Origin of the sequence: Methylomonas methanica, assembly GCF_001644035.1 — a bacterium.
GTDB classification, from domain to species: domain Bacteria; phylum Pseudomonadota; class Gammaproteobacteria; order Methylococcales; family Methylomonadaceae; genus Methylomonas; species Methylomonas methanica_A.
The window spans coordinates 38,917-59,113 of the sequence record NZ_LUUG01000093.1; the positions used below are offsets into that span (position 1 = coordinate 38,917).

A 20,197-nucleotide genomic window follows, 5' to 3' on the forward strand; every position below is an offset into this window, starting at 1 on the left:
TATGGTAAAAATTATTTTAATCATCACTTAATATAATGAGCCACATTAAGTTTATACTAACTCTCACATTAGTCTTAGCAATGGATTCATCCTTCGCAAAAGAACGATGGCAAGACGCCCTTGCCAAGCCGTCTGATCCGATGCTGGCCGCAACTCTTGTACCTCCCTTTTGCCAAGGTTTTGTTGGCATACCTAAGCTACCACCTTACCAGAATAAAGACTGGCGAAAAGAGTACGGTGACGACTACGTATTTGTTAATCACTATTGCGAAGCAAAACCAAAGCAATTTATTTGTTATAGTTATTCTGGAACAGAAAAGAATGACTGCTTGGCGAGTATGATACAACACATCGATTATGCTTTAAAAAGAGATAACACATCTTACGCACTCTATCCTTTCTTGACTAAAGAGCGAGGGGATGTTTTTTTAGCAATTGGAAAATATTCCGATGCAATCTCCAACTATCAAAAAGCTATTAAGGTAAACAGCAAATTCGTTCCGGCCTACATTGGGCTGGCAAATACTTATATAAAACAAAACAAATATGATGAAGCTGAAGACGCGATAAATGAAGGATTAACACAAAATCCGCAAAAAAAATCACTATTAAAAAAACTTGAAAAAATTCAGAAGTTGAAAGCCAAAAAATAAATTTTCAATCCGGAATATGCATAATATATTTATAAATCTCTACAAATACCGCGAATTAATTGCCGCGCTTACCTGGAAAAATATTGTAATCCGTTACAAACAAGCTTACCTAGGTATCTTGTGGGCAGTGTTAAAACCGATCATGCTGATGCTGGTATTTACCTTGGTCAAAAGCTTCGTCGGCATAGAAACAGGTGGCTTACCATATCCGCTTATTACTTTTGCAGCACTGATACCGTGGGTGTTCTTTCAAGAATCGGTGTCAGAGGGTGTTAACAGCGTGACATCCAATGCAAGTTTAATTAAGAAAATCTATTTCCCTCGCGAAGTATTTCCATTAACGGCAATGGTGACCAAACTGGTGGAGTTACTTATCAGCTTTGCGATTTTGGCGGGGATGATGATTTATTACCAAGTTATGCCAACAGTTCAGGCTGTGTGGATACCTGCTTTCGTGCTGTACACCATGATAGTTGCGTTAACAATCAGTTTTTTTGGTGCAGCCATGAATGTTTACTACCGCGACATCGGGCAAGCGATACCCATAGCGTTGTCTTTATTAATGTACGGCTCCCCAGTCATCTACCCGCTAAGCTTGGTACAAAAGAAATTAGTTATCGAACAGGCTGCGGGCGCATGGTCAAATGACCTTTATTTTCTATACACCCTTAACCCATTAGTAGGAATTATAGACGGGTTTCAAAGCGCCTTAATTAGGGCCACCCAACCCGATTTCGATGTAATTTATCCCGGGCTGATTTTGATTCTGACGATACTACCGTTCAGCTACTGGTTTTTTAAACGTGCTGAGAATTGGTTCGCCGATGTCATATAGTCTTCAGCAAAAATTTTCAAAATTACATCTTAGTTAAAATATATGGCCATCATAGAAGTCAACCATCTCACCAAGGAATACCAGCTCGGCCACCTCACCAGTTTGAAGGAAACGGCTTTAAACACCTTAAGAAGACTGGCCTTTCAACCGGTTCACGAACGTGAACTTTTCAAAGCACTTGACGACGTCAATTTTCATATTGACGAAGGAGAAGTCGTTGGCATTATCGGCCACAACGGTGCCGGCAAAAGCACTTTGCTCAAACACTTGGCCAATATTAGTAAACCCACTAAAGGCGAGGTCATTGTGCGTGGCAGTGTCGCCCCTCTAATCGAAGTTGGCGCCGGCGTCAATCCGGAACTGACAGGAAGGGAAAATATTTATCTTAACGGTGCGATTCTGGGTATCCCCAAAAAAATCATTCAACGGAAACTGGATGAAATTATCGATTTCTCGGAATTAGAGCAGTTTATCGATACACCAGTAAAACGTTATAGTTCAGGGATGACGGTAAAGCTTGGATTTTCCATTGCCACTACAATGGATGCAGATGTATTAATTGTTGACGAAGTGCTGGCAGTTGGCGATTTGGCTTTTCAGCGAAAATGCTTTGACAGAATGGAAGAACTGATAAAAAGACAAGGTAAAACGGTCCTTTTAGTAAGTCACAATATACGCCAGATTCAGCGGATATGTAATCGTGTTATTTTGCTTGATCATGGAAAAGTTAATATGGATGATGACCCTCAAATGGTCTGTAATGCCTATTATGAGCAGAGCGATAAAAAAATTAATGCTAATGCCTCTAAATCACAGACTGTATTTGAGGGAAGCGGTGAACTAGAATTAATAGAAATATATTTTAAAAATCATGACGGGCAAAAAGTAGACAGCATTTCATACTCCGGAGACTGTTCACTTCATTTCAAAATTCATTCCCTTAGAGAGCTAGAAGACGTTACATTTGGTTTTGGCTTTCATACAACTGACTTTTTATATCTAACCACGCACAATAGCGAAGAACAACTAAATATAAACTTACTGCCTATCGGCAATCATGAAATATGTTGCGACATTAAAAATCTACCTCTTCTTCCTGGAATATATTCGCTACGCTTTGGTATAACAGCCGGCCAAACTGCTCGAACAGTATTATATGGCGAAAACTTAAAACACTTTCAGATAGTTGGAGACATTCCAATTACCATTCGAGAGGGTTTCTTCGCATTGGATGCAATGTGGACCCAACAAACTTCAAAACAAGCCCCCGTAACCTCAACTAGTAAAGCCTAAGCCCATGACTGTATCTAGATACACTTGTCGTATTTGTAACTCGGATGATAATCATCCCACTTTCATTGCGCGTGAAATGATGTTTGGAACTCGTGAAACATTTGAATATTTTCAATGCAATACTTGCGGGTGCCTTCAAATTTCTGAAATTCCAAAAGATCTCGCTAAATACTACCCATCAGACTATGCACCACATACTCAACCAGAGACCTATAAAGTTCACACAAACTGGTTTATAGGCGCGATGCAGAAACAACGCTGTAGAACCGCTCTTTTTGATAAACATCATAAATTGAATAGCTTTTTGAAACGGTTTGTTGACCTTCCTAAAGCTATTCATGAAAAGCCTAGTTCTATTTCTTCTGTTGGAGAGATAATACGTACCGCTGGCATTAGTAGCTTTGGACAACCTATTCTTGATGTCGGATGTGGAATTTACCCCTATTGGCTATCTTGTTTGGAAAAACTCGGCTTTACCGAGCTTTCAGGGGTTGACCCCCTGATTTCCTGTGATCAAGCGTATGATCGAATCAAGGTTTTTAAGTCTGAATTGCGTGATATACCTGGTAAATTTTCTTTAATTACGTTACACCATTCATTGGAGCATATTTTTGATCAAAACGAAATGTTTACTGAGATAGAGAAACATTTATTACCTGATGGCGTTTGCTTAGTTCGTATTCCCATTTTTCCATCAAAAGTATGGGAAGAATATGGAACCAATTGGGTTGAATTGGACGCCCCTAGACATTTTTATCTTCATTCCCTGAAAAGCATTAAGATGCTAGCAAACAAAGCAGGATTAGAAATATTCGATACGCAATACGACACCACTGCTTTTGAGTTTTATGGAAGCGAAATGTATACTAGAGACATTCCTTTGACCGAAAAGTGCTCGCCATTTTTCAATGAAAACAGCTCACTATTTACTGAAGAACAAATGAATAAGTTTAAAGCTAGAGCAAATGAAGTCAACGAATCAAAACAAGCCGGAAGAGCAGCATTTTTTATACGAAAAAAAAACTAAAATATGTGCAAGGATAATCAGCTTCTATTATCCGTAAAATAATAGATAATATATATTTATACAGGATCAACGAGAAGAACCCTAAAAAGTTAATGGCGCGACCATCCATCGAATGAGACAGTCAAACCATGAGTGAAATATTTTAGCCAATTTTTAATATATTTTACGCCAGTTATTCAGTTTAAGGCAGGTATTAAATATCATTCTTGCCATTTTTGACATATTACATATATTGAAATTAATGACAAACATCCGCGCCATTGCCTTCTATCTTCCTCAATTCCACCCAATTCCCGAAAACGATGACTGGTGGGGCAAAGGTTTTACCGAGTGGACTAATGCCGCAAAGGCAAAACCGCTTTTTCCAGGACATTACCAACCGCATGTCCCCGCTGATTTAGGTTTTTATGACTTACGTGTTCCGGAAACCCGTAATGCTCAGGCAGAAATGGCGAGAGAATACGGCATAGAAGCTTTTTGTTATTATCATTACTGGTTTGGCGGCAAACGTTTGATTGAGCGCCCTTTTAACGAAGTTCTGGAATCCGGGCAGCCAGACTTCCCATTCTGCTTATGTTGGGCCAACCAAACCTGGACAGGTATTTGGCATGGCGAGCCAAATCGAATTTTGATAGAACAGACATATCCCGGAATGGATGATCACTCTAACCATTTTGATTATCTACAGTCGGCTTTCAAGGATAAACGCTACCTGTGCGTGGACGGCAAACCAGTATTTGTGGTGTATGACCCAGAAGCCCTGCCTGATTCGATTAATGTCACCAATTTCTGGCGAGAGAGAGCCATCCAAATAGGCTTACCCGGCCTTTTCCTCATGGCAGTTCATAATTCTCCAGATTGGGACCCCAAATCAGCTGGATTTGATGCGGTGGTAATTTCACGCTTACCCCCAAGAAGAAAATATTTGAAAGAATGGACCACCTGGAAAAATCCGCTTCGCAAGCTAAAATATTGGCACGCTGATTGGCGCAAACTACCTACAATCCATCAACATTTATTTATCAGCGACAACTTAGTACCTGACCCAGTCTCAGGTATTGAGAGTTATCCATGTGTCATTCCGAATTGGGACAATACTCCCCGAAGCGGACAGAACGGGTTAGTCTTAACCGGATCGACACCTGAATTGTTTGGTTCAAATTTACGAAAAGCATGCGAAAGAGTGAAAAACCTACCTGCTGAAAGACGTTTTGTATTTATAAAATCATGGAATGAATGGGCGGAAGGCAATCATTTGGAACCAGATTTACGTTTTGGCCATCAATACCTTGAATCTATGCAAGAGGTACTTAAGGATTACTAATCTTTAGCTCAGTTTGTTCTAAAGAATCCCTATACCCAAAAATATTAAAATTCAGATTTCTCGTTTACCTTACTATAGTTTGAGTTTAATCAATTGGTTTTTTGTTAAAAATTTATAGTTTCAGCGCATAAACACTGAGACTAGATACTGATAATGATAATAGACAAAATAAACCCAGCATCTGTCAGTGTCATCATGACCGTTTATAATAGCGACAGATTCATAAAGGAAGCAATAGTAAGCATACTGAAACAGACATTTAGAAATCTTGAATTAATCATTGTCAATGATGGAAGTGCCGATAACAGCTTAGAGTTAGCTCGTGATTTTGCCACACACGATAATCGGATAAAACTAATTACTCAAACCAATCAAGGAATCGGTTCTGCAACTCAACGAGGAATTAACGAAAGCCGAGGCGAATATATCGCCATTATGGACTCGGACGATATTTCCCTCCCTGAACGACTGGCGCTGCAAAAACAGTTTCTGGATCTGCACCCGGATATCGACGCGGTCGGCAGTCAATGGCGTATGCTGCATGCAGACGGGCGGGATATGGGCATAGACACACATCCGCTCAACCCGGCTACGGTATCGGTATTAATGTATGCGTTTTTTTCGCTGCATCATCCAACCACGATGATTCGACGGCGCGCATTGGAAAAAGTGGGCGGATATTCTCTTGATCGTAGTTGCCTGGTTCCCGACTACGACGTATTTATGCGCATGCAACTGGCTGGATGCAAGTTTGCCAATCTGCCGGAGATTTTGTTTATCTGGCGTTTAAACCCGGCCAGCACCACGCACCACAAGGCGCGCGCCCAAGCAGCCTCGGTTGCCGATGTTCGTGATACAGGGTTTAAACAACTGCTATTGAAAGATCCTCAGCGGGCTGAGGCCATAGCAAAATCGATTGTTCACTCTTTTCCCACCGGCACATGGCAAGACGAGAGAATCAGACAACTACTGCCCGAGCGGGAACCGTCTTTGTTGTATCGCACTTGGCTAGCTCTGCCTGACGATACACCCGAAGATCGTTTCAACAAGGCACTGGTCTTGTGGTTGAAAATGCCTGATCAATATTGCGAAACCTTGCGGGAACAACTGATCACCAATAATCAGCAGTGGCTGGCGGCATTGATCGATGGGTATCGAGGCATTGGAACGCTAGACCCCACCCTGTATAGCGATGTGCTTACCATCAATCCCAACAATCAGATTGGAGTAAGTATTTTTGTCACTTATAGCGGCGCTAGCGAAGATTTTAGTCAACGCCTACAACAAGCGTTCGCTTTAAAAGCTCAAGCCGCGTTTTCGATAGAAATTATTGTTGTTTCGATCAAGCCCGATCTTAGCCTGAAGCCCTTTTCTCAGTTACTTTCAACGCATGCTTGTATTTTCGACGAAGAAGATGGGCTTGCTTGGAATACAGCATTTCATAAGGCTAGCGGTCAGTACTTTGCGTACTTGGAAGATAACTTTAGATTCAATACCGATGTAATACTGGAAATCCTGGAGAGCCAAATTCAGCATAAAACCCGTATCTCATTTATGCCGGATACCCGCTATTTTGCCGACGCATTGGATGAAAATGGCCGGCCGGCCTTGGATAATTCAGTTGATCCGGTTTGGACACGAAGCACTCTGTTGGGAAAAGATCGTGTACACCTTAGTAACTTTATTCATCAACGCGCTCTACTACGCGACTTCAAAGGTAATATACCGGAATTGGGTATAGCGGCCAGTAGATACCTAGGCAGATATTTGGCGATTAAAAACGACTTTAATATTATCGAAGCAGGTGTTAATTATTTTATCCCGGCAATAGGTTTAAATGAAAACCCCTTGCCTTTGTTTCAGAAAACCATAGGCGACTGGTATCTGGATTATGGTATGACTAATTTTCCCGCTCCTGTATTCCATGAAAACTTGCCTGTACCGCAAATAGAATATTATGCTAAGGCCCTCTCAACAGCCTGGTTAAACAATACTTTATATGTTCACCCCGGCAATGTATCAGTTCTGGAAAATTTCTATATTAATCGTGTCAATCTAGTCATCAGGATGCCATTGTTTAGATACTTACTGACCCACAACAAGAAGAACTATTTAATCATCTTTTGGCGTAACAAAGCTTATCTAAACGCAGCGACATCTTTGCTTTATTGCATTTATCAGACTGTAACTGTTCGCTTGTTCACCCCGCTCAAAAAATGAAGACATTACATATTTTCCATAATAGCGATTTGAAAAACGGGGTTGACAAAACCACCTGTACTTTGATGGTTGCTTTGAAAAAACTAGGCGTCGAACCAATCGCGGTGGTACCTAAAAGCGGTGATGTTACCGACTATTTGCAATCTCAAGCGATTCGTTACTGGCTGATCCCGTATTCCTGCTGCGCCAGCCGAACAGAACGCGCGCAATTTAAGTTTTACGGAGATTCTTTCGCGCAATTGGACAGTTTAATTACGCTGATCCACCAAGAATCGCCGGACATTATTCACATCAACACGGGCCACTTGTTACACGCCGGGATTGCTGCCGCACGCCAAAAAGTACCGGCCATTTGGCATATTCATGCACCGTTTGCGGAAGATTTGTGCCGCTATGAACCTACCGTTGGCGCTGGTGGTTACATCCATCTTTTAAAACAATTGAGCAGCCAAATCATCGGCGTATCCGCAGACGTCAGTAAATCGCTATCGAAGTATTTACCGCCGGACCGCATAAAAACCCTCTATAACGGCATCGACACCGAAGAGTTGGTTCAATCCGCCAAGTCGTCTTCAACCGATATTCGTGCCGAATTGGGTCTTTCCGCGGATGCCAATCTGGTGATCGGTGTCGGCCGCGTCTCAGCTCAAAAAGATTTTGCAGCTTTTGCCAGGATTGCCGCCAAGGTCAGCAAGCTTAAGCCCGATTGCTATTTCATTATCGCCGGCCCCAGGCAAGAGCCGGAGGCTATCCGCTTGTTGGAAGATGAAATCGCGCGAGGCCAATTAAGTAACAGATTATTTGTACTCGGACCGCGAGATGACATTGCCGCCTTGGCGGCACAAAGCACTATTTTTCTCTCCACGGCAATTTTCGAAGGTCAAGGCATTGCCGCGTTGGAGGCAATGGCTTTGGATACGCCTCCTGTGGCAATGGCGTGTTCCGGACTGCGCGAGTGCATCGTTCACGAACATGACGGAATTCTGGTCGATCCGGGCGATGAAGATTCTGCCGCCATTGCTATAGTACGTCTGCTGGAGGATTCGGAGTTGGCGCGAAAACTCACTACTAACGCTCGCATATCGGTGGCTGAAAAGTTTTCCAGCCGCGAATATGCCAAGCAGTTTTTGAAAATTGCCGACGCAGCAATAGCATACGGTCCGGCTGCAATGTCGGATCAAGAGCTCGATTTACTGTCAGGATTATTAGGCCAAATTAACAACGCCCATCTGCGTTTATTAAATTTTGAACAACAAACCTTAGGTCAGCGTATAAAACGGATACTCTGGGAATTGCGTCAAAAGTTAAAAGTAAGAATCTGACAAAATCTCTAATTGCCGTCATTACATTTAAGAAAACTCTGCACAAGTTAATTCATCTCATACCAGTTTTGATGAAAAGTGGTATGACGAGCTCACTGCGAACGAAATCAATAACATATCGTTCGTCTTTATGCCCTTGTGGGTACTGAGCCGGTCAAAGGAATTAATCAGAACGTCCTTAAAATAAATTCCACGCAATTAATTGTTTAATTTATGCGAGCATAGCGTGCAACAAGATACTGATATATCTCAATCAAAACCGCTTATTTCCGTGATCATGCCTTGTTATAACTCGGCACATGTCATTGAAACAACCATCGGTAATCTATATCAGCAAACTTTCATGAGTTTTGAATTGATAGTGGTCGACGATGGTTCATCGGATAACTCTCTCGATATTTTGCAGAAATTAGCCACGCAATATCAAAACCTGCAAATTATTTCCCAACAGAATAAGGGTCCCGGTCCGGCCCGTAATAGCGGATTAAAAGCTGCAACTGCGGAATTTATAGCGTTCCTGGATTCTGACGATAGCTGGCATCCTGAGTTTTTAGCAAAGCTTTATCAAAAACTTACGAAAAACCCTGATTGTGTAATAGCCTACTGCGGCTGGCAAAATCTGGGCTTGAGCGCCGAACAATGTCAGCCTTATATTCCGCCCGATTATCAGGAAAATGATAAATTTGCGGTCTTATTGCGCAGCTGCCCTTGGCCGATTCATGCTGCGTTGACGCGAAAATCCGCCATCGATCAAGTTATGGGTTTTAACGAAAACTGGCTAACCGCAGAAGATTTCGATATGTGGGCTAGGATTGCAATGTTCGCCAATATTGTTCGCGTTCCTGAAGTATTGGCTTATTATCATCATCAACAAGGCGAACAAATTTCCGGAAACAGGCTTAGGGCAATACTCAATCATTGGGGCGTGCAAAATGGCTTGCTGCGAGACTTTCCCGTAATAACAAAAACGCTGGGTAAAGCTAAAACTGATCTTTTGACAAAAGGCCAGTTATTGCAAAGAGCTTATGAGTTTTATTGGAAAAACGATTTACCTAGCGCCCATCATTTATTCAGAAAATCCTTGGGGATAGGCTATTTTGGCCTAAAAGATTTAAAATATATTCTACCCAGTTTACTGCCGCTAACGCTTTACCAGACTCTGGTCAAACATATGCGGGGCTAATTTCCCTTCCATCACCCATTCACACCTTCCCAGCCGAACAAGTCAAGACCGTCTTGAGCCAAAGCCATCAACTCTTATTTCGCATCCCATTCCACGCCATGGGCACCCAATGCGAGATCCAGTTGTTTGTCGCCGAAAACGAGCAGGCCAAAGGCATTGCCGAACTAGTAATCGCCGATGTTCAACGCCTGGAAGGCTTATATTCACGGTATAGGTGCGACAGTTTACTATCGAGGATTAATAAGGTTGCAGCCAAAGGCGGCCGTATTACAGTCGATGAGGAAACAGCTGGATTACTGGATTATGCGGCGACTTGCTATCAACAAAGCGACGGCCTGTTCGATATAACTTCCGGAATTTTGCGGCAGGCTTGGCGTTTCGAATCCGGCCAGTTGCCTGATGACCAACTAATTAAAGCGTTATTGAAAAAAGTCGGGTGGCACAAGCTGCACTGGCGAGCGCCGGTATTGGAGTTTCGGCTGGCCGGCATGGAGCTGGATTTTGGCGGCATCGTCAAAGAATATGCCGTAGACCGAGCTGCGGCGATTGCGTGGAATGCCGGAGCTCGCCACGGCTTTATCAATCTTGGCGGCGACCTCCGGCTGATAGGTCCACGACCGGACGGCACCCCTTGGCAAGTGGGCATCCATCATCCCCGCCAAAAACAGGCATTGGCAACTACTTTGGCACTGCATAACGGTGCAGTCGCCAGCAGCGGCGACTACGAACGCTGCATTATCGTCAACGGCCAGCGCTACGGACACATCCTTAATCCTAAAACCGGCTGGCCGGTTCGGCATTTGGCATCCGTCAGCGTCGTCGGCGAATTCTGCGTAGTGGCCGGCAGCGCGTCAACAATCGCCATGCTCAAGGAAGAACAAGGCCCGGACTGGCTGGAGCAGTTGGCATTACCCTATTTGTGGATAGACGTGCACGGCAATTCCGGAGGCTCCCTAGCCGTTTCAGACTCAACAACACGCTAAGCTTTTATCCATTCCCGATGCGGCACAAACTCAATGCGCCTAAACATACGGCATATCCCCTAGCACTACGGCATAAGCCTTAAAACCGGCATATCAGCATAACTCATACCCTCGGCAGGCCCCGTCGAATGCGAATTTATAATTGGCACATCTATTGCTATATCTACACAAAATAATAAAACACTATTTTGTTGCCCGCCTCGCCCAAGCGATCTCCGGCGTATCCACTAAAGACCCCGACCGATTCAAGATTTTAATGAGCTACTCTAACCCTTTCTGGAAGAGAGGCTAGAGTGCTTTTTACCAGTCGTTAACAAGCTGCCACGGATGGCGGCGCCTTATTAATCGGCCGGCCGCAATGCGGTCCGGCGACTCAAGAGCAGGAAAACATCAGAAAAAGATAATGGCGCGGTAGTTGTTAAGCTATACCGCAAGATGGGGGATGTACGATACGCCCAGCCGTGCTGAATAGCCGCCGAGCTTCGCCACTCGGGCAATTAGAGCAAATGCTTGATCGCTTGCCGCTCTTCTTTTAACTCTACTTCGTTTTGACGCAATCTTGCCAAACCGAATTCGTTAAGGTCCAAGCCCTTAACAATATTGATCTGCCCATCGACGACGGTAACCGGGAAAGAGTAGACCAATCCTTCCTCAATCCCGTAGCTGCCGTCGGATGCTACCGCCATACTCACCCAGTCACCAGGGTCGGTGCCGAACACCCATACCCGCATATGTTCAATTGCCGCATGCGCAGCAGACGCCGCGCTGGACTGGCCACGTACTTTGATAATTTCCGTACCGCGGTACTGCACGGTGGGAATAAATTCATCGACAAACCACGATTGCTCGACCAAGGACAACACATCCATACCCTTGACTTTGGCATGATGTAAATCAGGATATTGTGTACAGGAATGGTTACCCCAAATTGCAACGTTTTTCACGTCTCTACTCAAAACGCCACATTTCTCGGCAACTTGGCTAATCGCGCGTTTATGATCCAGCATGGTCATCGCCGTAAAACATTCCGGCGCCAAATCCGGTGCGTTATTAATCGCGATTAGGGCGTTGGTGTTAGCCGGATTGCCAGTCACCAATACCTTGACATTGCGGCTGGCTACTTCATTCAGCGCCCGGCCTTGGGTGATAAAAATCTGCGCGTTATCCAATAACAAATCGCTGCGCAACATCCCCGGTCCGCGCGGCTTAGCGCCCACCAAAAAAGCATAATCGACGTTATCGAATGCCACTTTCGGATCATCGGTAATGATGATTTTGTTGATCAGCGGAAACGCGCAATCATTCAACTCCATCACCACGCCTTGTAACTGCTTCATAGCTGGCGGAATTTCCAATAGACGCAACACGATAGGCTGATCTAGCCCCAGCAGCTCGCCGGACGCCAAATGGAATAACAAGGAATAACTAATCTGACCAGCTGCACCTGTTACAGCAATATCGACGGGCGTTTTCATCTGCGTTCCTCTTTAATAATTGGATTCATCCACACCCGACTCAACGGCAGGCTTTTCCAATATGACATAAAGTTTTTGAGCAAACAATCTCTAATTCCAGCTTTCCAAAACCGGTTTGGATTCTGCGGCGAGGTAAATATTATTCTGTATAATGCCCGCGGCTAACCTTCTCCCACCGGGCCACCATTTTTTATATCAGGTAGCTTAATGAAAAAATTGTTATTCCAGTTCGACACCGACACCCACCCTTCGGCTTTCGACACCGTAGTCGCTTACGACGGCGGGGCGGACCATGTCATCGGTTACGGCAACATCACCCCCGACAACGTTGGCAGCTTGGTAGACGGTACGATCTTCACCCGCGCCCCCAAAGACAAAAAAAACACCGCGATTTTTATCGGCGGCAGCAATATCGAAGCCGGGCAGAGTTTACTTATTGCGGTGCAGAAGCATTTTTTTCCCGGCTTCCAAGTCTCGGTGATGCTGGACAGTAACGGCAGCAATACTACAGCCGCCGCCGCCGTTGCCAAATTGGGCAGCAGCGCTAACCTGGCCGGCAAAAAGGCCGTGGTGTTGGCCGGCACCGGTCCGGTCGGACAACGCGCAGCAGCGATGATGGCACTGGAGGGCGCGCAAGTCAGCATCACTTCTCGGCATATTTTTAACGCGGAGAAGGCTTGTTACGCGATGAAAAAGCGTTTTGGTGTTGACCTGACGCCCATGGAAGCAGCGGACTATGACAGTCGCGCCGCCGCGATTCAAGACGCCAATATCGTTTTAGCTACCGGCGCCGCCGGCGTCGAACTCTTAAAACCGGAACACTGGCAAAACAATCCGCACCTGCAATTGTTGGCAGATGCCAACGCCACTCCGCCGGTGGGGATTGGCGGTACCGACGTGCTGGATCGTGGCGAAGAACGACACGGCAAAATAGTGTGGGGAGCTATCGGCTTTGGTGCGTTAAAGCTGGCATTGCACCGCGCCTGCATCGCCAAACTGTTCGAAAGCAACAAGCAGGTGTTCGACGCGGAAATTATCTTCGCACTCGCTAAAGCCATGGCCTAAGGCGCTGCAGAATCGTTATGTCCGCCGTCCAGCCAAGTGCGCGCGAACATGCAGCCGCCATTTTTCAAGCGGGTGTCGCTGCCGCAGATCCGCATCTTGCCGTCAGGCACTTTCTTAAAGCCGATAGCGAACTTTTACATATTGGTTCTCCGCAAACCGGCTATCGCAGCGGCGATTGGCGGCGCATTCATCTGATCGCCTTCGGTAAGGCGGCCTGCGCCATGGCCGATGCAGCGCAAGCCAGCATCCCGGAGGCTTGGTTTGCCGGCAAAGGCATGGTCGTGACCAACTACGACAACATTGATGTCGTCGAGAATTGCCAAGTGTTCGGCGCCGGCCATCCGCTGCCGGACGCGGCCGGCTTGCACGCGGCAAAAACCCTTGCCACCCGCTTGAGCGACGCCAACCCCGGCGAACTGGTGTTGGTACTGATTTCCGGCGGCGGCTCGGCACTGCTGCCCTACCCGGCCGCAGGCATCAATCTGGCGGAAAAAATCCTCACCACCCAGTTATTGCTGGCCTCGGGCGCTACCATCAATCAAATCAATTGCGTCCGTAAGCATCTATCGCAACTTAAAGGCGGTGGCCTGGCCCGATTTGCCGCACCCGCCGACTTGCATGCACTGATTCTATCGGACGTCCTTGATAACGATTTGAGCGCTATCGCCAGCGGTCCCACCGTCGCCGACGACACCACCTTCGCTGACGCTGTCGCCGTTCTGGAATCATTCGGTATCTGGCAGAAAACACCGCCCAGCGTGCAAAACCATCTTCAACAAGGTGTCCAAGGCTTACACATCGAAACGCCGAAAAGCGGTGACCCGATCTTCCACCACACCAGCCACACCTTGGTGGGCAGCAATGCCACCAGCGTTGATGCCGCAATGGATAAGGCAATCAACTTGGGTTATCAAACCCGGCTTTACAGCAAACAATTATGCGGCGAAGCGCGTTTGGTAGCCGAGCAACTGGCTCTTCATGCACTTACATTGGCAACCGACACAACACAACCCTTAGCCCTGATCGCCGGCGGCGAAACCACCGTCACCTTAACAGGCACAGGCAAAGGTGGCCGCAATCAGGAAATGGCGCTAGCCTTCGCGCTGGCTGCGGAAAAATATGGCCTGAATAACGCGTGGACGTTTTTAAGCGGCGGCACTGACGGCCGCGACGGCCCTACCGATGCTGCCGGCGGCATCGTGGATAACGACACTTTGCAGCGCATGCGCGACGCGGCTCTCGACCCGGACGCCATGCTGAACGATAATAACGCCTATCCGGCCCTCAAAGCCGCCAACGATTTACTACGCTGCGGCGCAACCGGCACCAATGTCGCCGATCTGCAAATTCTGCTGCTGCACCCCGACGCATAACCCGACCCCTATTGAGGAGACCACATGTTTAGCACATCGATGACCATTGAAGGTTTTGATAACGAATTATTCCAGGCCATGGAACAGGAACGGCAACGTCAGGAAGACCATATCGAACTAATCGCCTCTGAAAACTACGCCAGCCCCCGCGTTTTGGAAGCACAAGGATCGCTGTTGACCAACAAATACGCGGAAGGTTATCCGGAAAAGCGCTATTACGGCGGCTGCGAATATGTGGACATCGTCGAACAGTTGGCGATCGATCGCGCCAAAGAACTGTTCGGCGCCGACTATGCCAATGTGCAGCCACACTCCGGTTCGCAAGCGAATATGGCCGTGTTCATGTCGCTAATCCAACCCGGCGACACCATTCTGGGTTTGAGCCTGGCAGATGGCGGCCATTTAACCCACGGCGCCAAACCCAATTTCTCCGGCAAAATCTACAACGCCATCCAATACGGCTTAAATAAAGACACCGGCGAAATCGATTACGAGCAAGTCGAAGCGCTGGCTTTGGAACACAAACCTAAACTCATCATCGCGGGCTTCTCAGCGTATTCGCGCATTTGGGACTGGCAACGCTTCCGCGACATCGCCGATAAAGTCGGCGCTTATCTGGTGGTGGACATGGCCCATGTCGCCGGCTTGGTTGCGGCCGGTTTGTACCCCAATCCCGTGCCTATCGCCGACGTGGTCACCAGCACCACCCACAAATCCCTGCGCGGCCCGCGCGGCGGCTTGATTTTGTGCAAGAGCAATCCGGATCTGGAAAAAAAGATCAACTCCAACATCTTCCCTGGCATACAGGGCGGCCCGCTGATGCACGTTATCGCCGCCAAAGCCGTAGCCTTTAAAGAGGCCATGACCCCGGAATTTAAAACCTACCAACAACAAGTAGTCAAAAACGCCCAAGCTATGGCGGAAGTGTTTATTCAACGCGGTTTTGACGTGGTCTCCGGCGGCACCGACAACCATTTGATGTTGGTGTCTTTAATCCCCAAAGGCATCACCGGCAAAGCCGCCGACGCCGCCTTGGGCCGCGCGCACATCACCGTCAACAAAAACGCCGTCCCCAACGACCCGCAATCGCCATTCGTCACCAGCGGCATTCGCGTCGGCACACCGGCCCCTACCTCTCGCGGCTTCAAGGAAGATGAAGTTCGCCAAGTCGCGCATTTAATGTGCGATGTGATGGATAACATTGAAGATGAGAGCGTGATTGATGCGGTTAGGGAAAAAGTGCATTTGTTGTGCGCGCGGTTTCCGGTTTATGCAGCGGCTTAGCATTCCGACATAGACTCAAGGTATCCATTTATTCATCCCATAGCCAGATGTCGTTTTTTGGAATTTTGACTATTCTTTGCCCGTTGGCTTAAAAGAACCCATACCTTAGTCTAAAACCTAGCCTTTCAGATCATAGTAATCATGTTTTATTCAATTAAAGATAAGTTAAACAGATACCGGTTTTCTTACACGTGTAGACAGGTGTTCAATACGGCCCCGGTTACTGCCGGCACAGACCAACCGGTAGCAGTATTGACCCAGTTACAGCACAAAGATCTGACTATGTTTCTGGTGGCTATTAAAACTTTCGCAAACAAAGTGCCGTTAGCCAAAATATTTATCATCAACGATGGTAGCCTGACAGCGGCCGATCAGGCATTGCTTCGCAGTCACTTGCCGATAGCTGACATTCACGACCGTACGCAATTTTCCGCAGCCGGTTGCCCATCGGGTGGCTGCTGGGAAAGGCTATTGGCCATTGCTGATTTTGTTAAAGACTATTTTGTCATCCAACTCGACAGCGACACTCTGACATTGGCGGATATGCCCGAAGTAAACGAGTGCATAGCCACAAATACCGGCTTCGTAATTGGCACTTGGGACAATCAAGAAATAGAAAGCATGACGGTTTCCTCCGAAAGAGTACAAAAAAATAACGCGCCGACTATGGATTCGCACGTGCAGATGCTTGCGGAGTCGCGATTTATAAACCTTGATGATTGTGAAAACTTACGGTACGTCAGAGGCTGTGCTGGTTTTTCAGGCTTTCCGAAGGCATCTTTCGATAAACAATTTATCGTCGACTTCTCGCAGAAAATTGAAAAAGAAATTGGCGCCAAATGGCACCAATGGGGTAGCGAGCAAGTAATGTCCAATGTGGTGGTGGCAAATCTTGATAAATCCATAGTTTTACCGCACCCCAAATATACTGACTGCGGCAAAATGAAAATCCCCGGAACTTGCTTTGTACACTTTATCGGCGAATGCCGGTTTAAAACATCTCGCTACGCCGATTTGGCAAAAAATGCGATCCAGGCGTTATTGGGATGAGGTTGTCCGATTGAATGCCAGATCAAAAGTTTACGCTAGAGCGAGTAAAAAATGCACCAGTAACTGACGAAGAGTTAATAAGTGATTTGAAGCGAGTCGCTAATCAAACAAATTCTTCCAAAGTCACCCAGAAGCTCTACCAAGAACACGGACAATATGACACCTCAAATGTTGGACGTAGGTTTGGCTCTTGGAACAAAGCGTTAGAAGCGGCAGGGTTGTCTATATCTAACCAATGCTATATTTCTGACGAAGCACTATTTGAGAATATTCTGTTACTGTGGAAACACTACGGAAGACAGCCACGCCGATCAGAATTAGCAAATCCCCCATCAAAAATTTCACAAAGCGCATATAACCGAAGATTCAAATCTTGGGTTACTTCGCTTGAGCATTTCATAGAATACGCAAACTCAGCTGACGTGACGGTCCCTGCGAAACAAGAAGCAAAATCCAATTTCCGCACAACTGGCCGTGATCCTTCTTTGAGGCTGCGATTCAAAGTCTTAGTTAGAGACAACTTTACTTGCCAACATTGCGGTGCTAGCCCAGCAAAAACTGCGGGAGTGGAATTACATTTAGATCACATCCTTGCTTGGAGCAAAGGCGGCGAAACCACTCTGGATAACCTCAAGACCCTTTGCTCAAAATGTAACCTGGGAAAAAGCAATCTCGAATTCTAAGGTGGTGTGCTGGCCCCTCCCGTATGCCGGCCCGAACACCGGAGCTTTTATCGAGAATAAGACCATAAGTTGAAATTCGTAGGGCGTCAATAGGCGTAGCCGTATTGCGCCGTATGTTGGCCTTAAGTCATTCGGCGCATTACGCTATCGCTAATGCGCCCTACCAAGCTTCGTAAATAATAAGCTGTCGGATTTGGCATGGGGTTTCTCCCGTATGCCGCGCAGAGCACCGGGGCTTTTATCGAGAATAGTCCGAAGGGGCGCCGCATGGATGCGGCGCGTCGGCGGAGGGGCTGGGAAGCCCCTTCTGCCGACCCTCGATAAAAGCTTCGACGCGCAGGAACCAAGCGGCATCCGGGTTGCCTTTTCTTTGGATACTTTCTTTTGGCCACGCAAAAGAAAGTATCGCGCTTGTCGGTCCGCGAACCGACATTTAAACCAGCCGTCGCGATAGCGACACATAATCAATCCCGACGACTTGCATTATCAAGAATGATGAACCCGTTCCGGCACAATCACCCCATCCTCCATATACAACACCCTATCCATCCTTGCCGCCAGATCCGGATCATGCGTCACCACCAAAAAACTCACCTGCAATTCCTGGTTTAGCTCCAGCATCAGTTGATAAATCTGCTCGGCAGTTTTGCTGTCCAGATTACCGGTCGGCTCGTCGGCCAGGACGCATTTGGGCTGATTGATCAAAGCCCTGGCCACAGCAGCACGCTGCCTTTCGCCGCCGGACAATTCGCCGGGTTTATGCAGCATGCGGTGCCCCAAACCGACGCGCTTGAGCAATTCGGCGGCTTGTTGTTGGGCTTGCTTGATGGATCGGTTGCCGATCAACAACGGCATCGCCACGTTTTCCAGGATGGTAAATTCACCCAGCAAGTGATGGAACTGGTAGATAAAGCCGAGCGAACGGTTACGCAATTGACTGAGTTTGCCAGCGCTAATCTTATTCAAATCGGCGCCATCCAGCATCACCGAGCCGGAGCTGGGCTTTTCCAGGCCGCCCAATAAATGCAGCAAGGTACTTTTGCCGGAACCGGATGCGCCCATAATGGCGACGCGTTGACCGGCTTCAATCGCCAAATCGACACCACGCAACACTGCGACGTTCAGATCGCCCTGTTCGTAACGCTTGGTTAACTGCTGGCATTGCAACACGATGGTATTATTCATAACGTAACACCTCGGCCGGATTGATACGCGCCGCCTGCCAAGCTGGGTACAACGTCGCCAGCAAAGACAGTAAAAACGCCACGCAGGCTATCCAGTACACATCGGTCCAGATCAGTTTTGACGGCACTTCGCTGATGTAATACACGTCGGCAGCCATGAACTGCACACCAAAGGCTTTTTCGATAGCCGGCACGATGGTTTCCACGTTTAGAGCCAGCAAAACACCGCCGACGGTTCCCAGTAAGGTGCCTATGCTGCCGATGATGCAACCCAAGACGATAAAAATACCCATCACCGAACCGTTGGATAAACCCTGGGTTTTCAGAATGGCAATGTCGCCGCGTTTATCTGTGACCACCATCACCAGCGTGGAGACGATGTTAAACGCCGCGACCGCGACGATCAGCAACAAGATGATGAACATCGCCCGCTTTTCGGTTTGTACGGCGCGGAAAAAATTGCTGTGGGCCTTGGTCCAATCGCTGACCCGAAACTCGTCGCCTAAGGTATCGGCCAGGCCTTGCGTGATGCGTGGCGCGTTGAATAAGTCGTCCAGTTTCAAACGCAAACCGGATACGGCCTGCTCCAAGCGGAACAATTTGCCGGCATCGTCGAGATGCATCAGCGCCATGTTGCGGTCGTATTCGTACATGCCCACTTTGAACACGCCCACCACGGTGAAGCGTTTCATACGAGGCAGAATACCGGCGGGCGTAGAGTTGATTTGCGGGGTGATGATGGTGACTTTATCGCCCATCATGACGCCCAAGTAACTGGCCAGCTCAGCGCCAAGCACGATGCCAAACTCGCCGGGGACCAAATCGTTCAGGCTACCGAACATCATTTTGTTGGCTACTTCGGAGACCTTTGCTTCGTATTCTGGCAACACGCCTTGTAGCAAGGTACCGCTGACCTGGCGGTCGGCGTTGACCATCACTTGACCATGGATAAACGGCGCTGCGCCTTCGACATGCGCCATATTGCGCGTCCGTTCCTCCAAGGCTTGCCAATCGTCCAACTGACCGAAGCGGCCGGTGATTGTACTGTGGGCGGTCATACCGAGAATGCGTTCGCGCAATTCGGCTTCAAACCCATTCATCACGGATAACACGGCGATCAAGGCTGTTACGCCCAGGGCGATACCAAGCACGGATGTTAAGGTAATAAACGAGATAAATTGTGTGCGTTTTTTGGCGCGGGTATAGCGTAACCCGATATACAGGATGAGAGGTTTAAACATGC

At 47.3% G+C, this 20,197-nt stretch carries 17 protein-coding genes; 14 read left to right on the top strand and 3 right to left on the bottom strand.

Annotated elements, in window-relative coordinates; genetic code table 11:
- The first annotated feature begins 35 nt into the window (after positions 1–35).
- From A1332_RS17005 to A1332_RS17045, 9 genes are all read left to right on the top strand, one after another.
- Positions 36–653, top strand: coding sequence for a tetratricopeptide repeat protein (locus A1332_RS17005; protein ID WP_064009632.1), 618 nt, complete (start codon positions 36–38; stop codon positions 651–653).
- A gap of 16 nt (positions 654–669) precedes the next feature.
- On the top strand, positions 670–1,488 hold the full coding sequence (locus A1332_RS17010; protein WP_064009633.1) for an ABC transporter permease: 819 nt from the start codon (positions 670–672) through the stop codon (positions 1,486–1,488).
- Positions 1,489–1,530: 42 nt separating this feature from the next.
- Positions 1,531–2,781, top strand: coding sequence for an ABC transporter ATP-binding protein (locus tag A1332_RS17015; protein WP_064009634.1), 1,251 nt, complete (start codon positions 1,531–1,533; stop codon positions 2,779–2,781).
- A 4-nt stretch (positions 2,782–2,785) separates the two neighbouring features.
- Positions 2,786–3,808, top strand: coding sequence for a class I SAM-dependent methyltransferase (locus A1332_RS17020; protein WP_082879749.1), 1,023 nt, complete (start codon positions 2,786–2,788; stop codon positions 3,806–3,808).
- 241 nt (positions 3,809–4,049) lie between these two features.
- Positions 4,050–5,132 carry a glycoside hydrolase family 99-like domain-containing protein gene (locus A1332_RS17025; RefSeq protein ID WP_064009636.1) on the top strand — a complete coding sequence of 361 codons (1,083 nt, stop codon included), beginning with the start codon at positions 4,050–4,052 and terminating at the stop codon, positions 5,130–5,132.
- Positions 5,133–5,285: 153 nt separating this feature from the next.
- A complete protein-coding gene (locus tag A1332_RS17030; protein WP_082879750.1) occupies positions 5,286–7,352 on the top strand; it encodes a glycosyltransferase family 2 protein in 2,067 nt (688 codons plus the stop codon).
- On the top strand, positions 7,349–8,674 hold the full coding sequence (locus A1332_RS17035) for a glycosyltransferase family 4 protein (protein WP_064009638.1): 1,326 nt from the start codon (positions 7,349–7,351) through the stop codon (positions 8,672–8,674). Before A1332_RS17030 ends, A1332_RS17035 begins: the two co-directional genes overlap by 4 nt.
- Before the next feature lie 277 nt (positions 8,675–8,951).
- Entirely contained in the window at positions 8,952–9,857 is a 906-nt protein-coding gene (locus A1332_RS17040) for a glycosyltransferase family 2 protein (protein ID WP_064009711.1), read from the top strand.
- 98 nt (positions 9,858–9,955) lie between these two features.
- Positions 9,956–10,840: an FAD:protein FMN transferase gene (locus A1332_RS17045; RefSeq protein WP_064009639.1), complete on the top strand. Its 885-nt coding sequence runs from the start codon at positions 9,956–9,958 to the stop codon at positions 10,838–10,840.
- Positions 10,841–11,337: 497 nt separating this feature from the next.
- Here A1332_RS17045 and A1332_RS17050 read toward each other — a convergent pair whose 3' ends face one another.
- Positions 11,338–12,315: a malate dehydrogenase gene (locus A1332_RS17050; protein ID WP_064009640.1), complete on the bottom strand. Its 978-nt coding sequence runs from the start codon at positions 12,313–12,315 to the stop codon at positions 11,338–11,340.
- 207 nt (positions 12,316–12,522) lie between these two features.
- On the opposite strand from A1332_RS17050, the gene A1332_RS17055 reads away from it, so the two are divergent.
- The 5 genes from A1332_RS17055 to A1332_RS17075 all read left to right on the top strand — a co-directional run bounded on the left by A1332_RS17055 (position 12,523) and on the right by A1332_RS17075 (position 17,770).
- Complete coding sequence (locus tag A1332_RS17055) at positions 12,523–13,380, top strand: NADP-dependent methylenetetrahydromethanopterin/methylenetetrahydrofolate dehydrogenase (RefSeq protein ID WP_064009641.1); 858 nt, start codon at positions 12,523–12,525, stop codon at positions 13,378–13,380.
- 17 nt (positions 13,381–13,397) lie between these two features.
- Positions 13,398–14,753, top strand: coding sequence for a glycerate kinase type-2 family protein (locus A1332_RS17060; RefSeq protein WP_064009642.1), 1,356 nt, complete (start codon positions 13,398–13,400; stop codon positions 14,751–14,753).
- Between the two features lie 24 nt (positions 14,754–14,777).
- Positions 14,778–16,037 carry a serine hydroxymethyltransferase gene (gene glyA, locus A1332_RS17065; RefSeq protein WP_064009643.1) on the top strand — a complete coding sequence of 420 codons (1,260 nt, stop codon included), beginning with the start codon at positions 14,778–14,780 and terminating at the stop codon, positions 16,035–16,037.
- Between the two features lie 201 nt (positions 16,038–16,238).
- Positions 16,239–17,087 (top strand): hypothetical protein, encoded by an 849-nt coding sequence (locus tag A1332_RS17070; protein WP_064009644.1) that lies wholly within the window; start codon positions 16,239–16,241, stop codon positions 17,085–17,087.
- A gap of 14 nt (positions 17,088–17,101) precedes the next feature.
- On the top strand, positions 17,102–17,770 hold the full coding sequence (locus A1332_RS17075; protein WP_064009645.1) for a homing endonuclease associated repeat-containing protein: 669 nt from the start codon (positions 17,102–17,104) through the stop codon (positions 17,768–17,770).
- 486 nt (positions 17,771–18,256) lie between these two features.
- Here A1332_RS17075 and lolD read toward each other — a convergent pair whose 3' ends face one another.
- Together lolD and A1332_RS17085 are read right to left on the bottom strand one after the other, a co-directional pair.
- The gene (gene lolD, locus A1332_RS17080; RefSeq protein ID WP_064009646.1) at positions 18,257–18,955 is read right to left on the bottom strand and encodes a lipoprotein-releasing ABC transporter ATP-binding protein LolD; all 699 of its coding nucleotides are present in this window, start codon (positions 18,953–18,955) and stop codon (positions 18,257–18,259) included.
- Complete coding sequence (locus A1332_RS17085; RefSeq protein ID WP_064009647.1) at positions 18,948–20,195, bottom strand: lipoprotein-releasing ABC transporter permease subunit; 1,248 nt, start codon at positions 20,193–20,195, stop codon at positions 18,948–18,950. The genes lolD and A1332_RS17085 overlap by 8 nt, the downstream gene beginning before the upstream one ends.
- Between the last annotated feature and the right edge of the window lie 2 nt (positions 20,196–20,197).

Excerpts from the sequence above, each read along its gene's own strand:
- A1332_RS17020 (WP_082879749.1), top strand. The coding sequence starts at position 2,786 with ATGACTGTATCTAGATACACTTGTCGTATTTGTAACTCGGATGATAAT.
- A1332_RS17040 (WP_064009711.1), top strand. The coding sequence starts at position 8,952 with ATGCCTTGTTATAACTCGGCACATGTCATTGAAACAACCATCGGTAAT.
- A1332_RS17030 (WP_082879750.1), top strand. The coding sequence starts at position 5,286 with ATGATAATAGACAAAATAAACCCAGCATCTGTCAGTGTCATCATGACC.
- A1332_RS17025 (WP_064009636.1), top strand. The coding sequence starts at position 4,050 with ATGACAAACATCCGCGCCATTGCCTTCTATCTTCCTCAATTCCACCCA.
- A1332_RS17035 (WP_064009638.1), top strand. The coding sequence starts at position 7,349 with ATGAAGACATTACATATTTTCCATAATAGCGATTTGAAAAACGGGGTT.
- A1332_RS17005 (WP_064009632.1), top strand. The coding sequence starts at position 36 with ATGAGCCACATTAAGTTTATACTAACTCTCACATTAGTCTTAGCAATG.
- lolD (WP_064009646.1), bottom strand. The coding sequence starts at position 18,955 with ATGAATAATACCATCGTGTTGCAATGCCAGCAGTTAACCAAGCGTTAC.
- A1332_RS17050 (WP_064009640.1), bottom strand. The coding sequence starts at position 12,315 with ATGAAAACGCCCGTCGATATTGCTGTAACAGGTGCAGCTGGTCAGATT.
- A1332_RS17085 (WP_064009647.1), bottom strand. The coding sequence starts at position 20,195 with ATGTTTAAACCTCTCATCCTGTATATCGGGTTACGCTATACCCGCGCC.
- A1332_RS17010 (WP_064009633.1), top strand. The coding sequence starts at position 670 with ATGCATAATATATTTATAAATCTCTACAAATACCGCGAATTAATTGCC.
- glyA (WP_064009643.1), top strand. The coding sequence starts at position 14,778 with ATGTTTAGCACATCGATGACCATTGAAGGTTTTGATAACGAATTATTC.
- A1332_RS17015 (WP_064009634.1), top strand. The coding sequence starts at position 1,531 with ATGGCCATCATAGAAGTCAACCATCTCACCAAGGAATACCAGCTCGGC.
- A1332_RS17060 (WP_064009642.1), top strand. The coding sequence starts at position 13,398 with ATGTCCGCCGTCCAGCCAAGTGCGCGCGAACATGCAGCCGCCATTTTT.
- A1332_RS17045 (WP_064009639.1), top strand. The coding sequence starts at position 9,956 with ATGGGCACCCAATGCGAGATCCAGTTGTTTGTCGCCGAAAACGAGCAG.
- A1332_RS17055 (WP_064009641.1), top strand. The coding sequence starts at position 12,523 with ATGAAAAAATTGTTATTCCAGTTCGACACCGACACCCACCCTTCGGCT.
- A1332_RS17075 (WP_064009645.1), top strand. The coding sequence starts at position 17,102 with ATGCCAGATCAAAAGTTTACGCTAGAGCGAGTAAAAAATGCACCAGTA.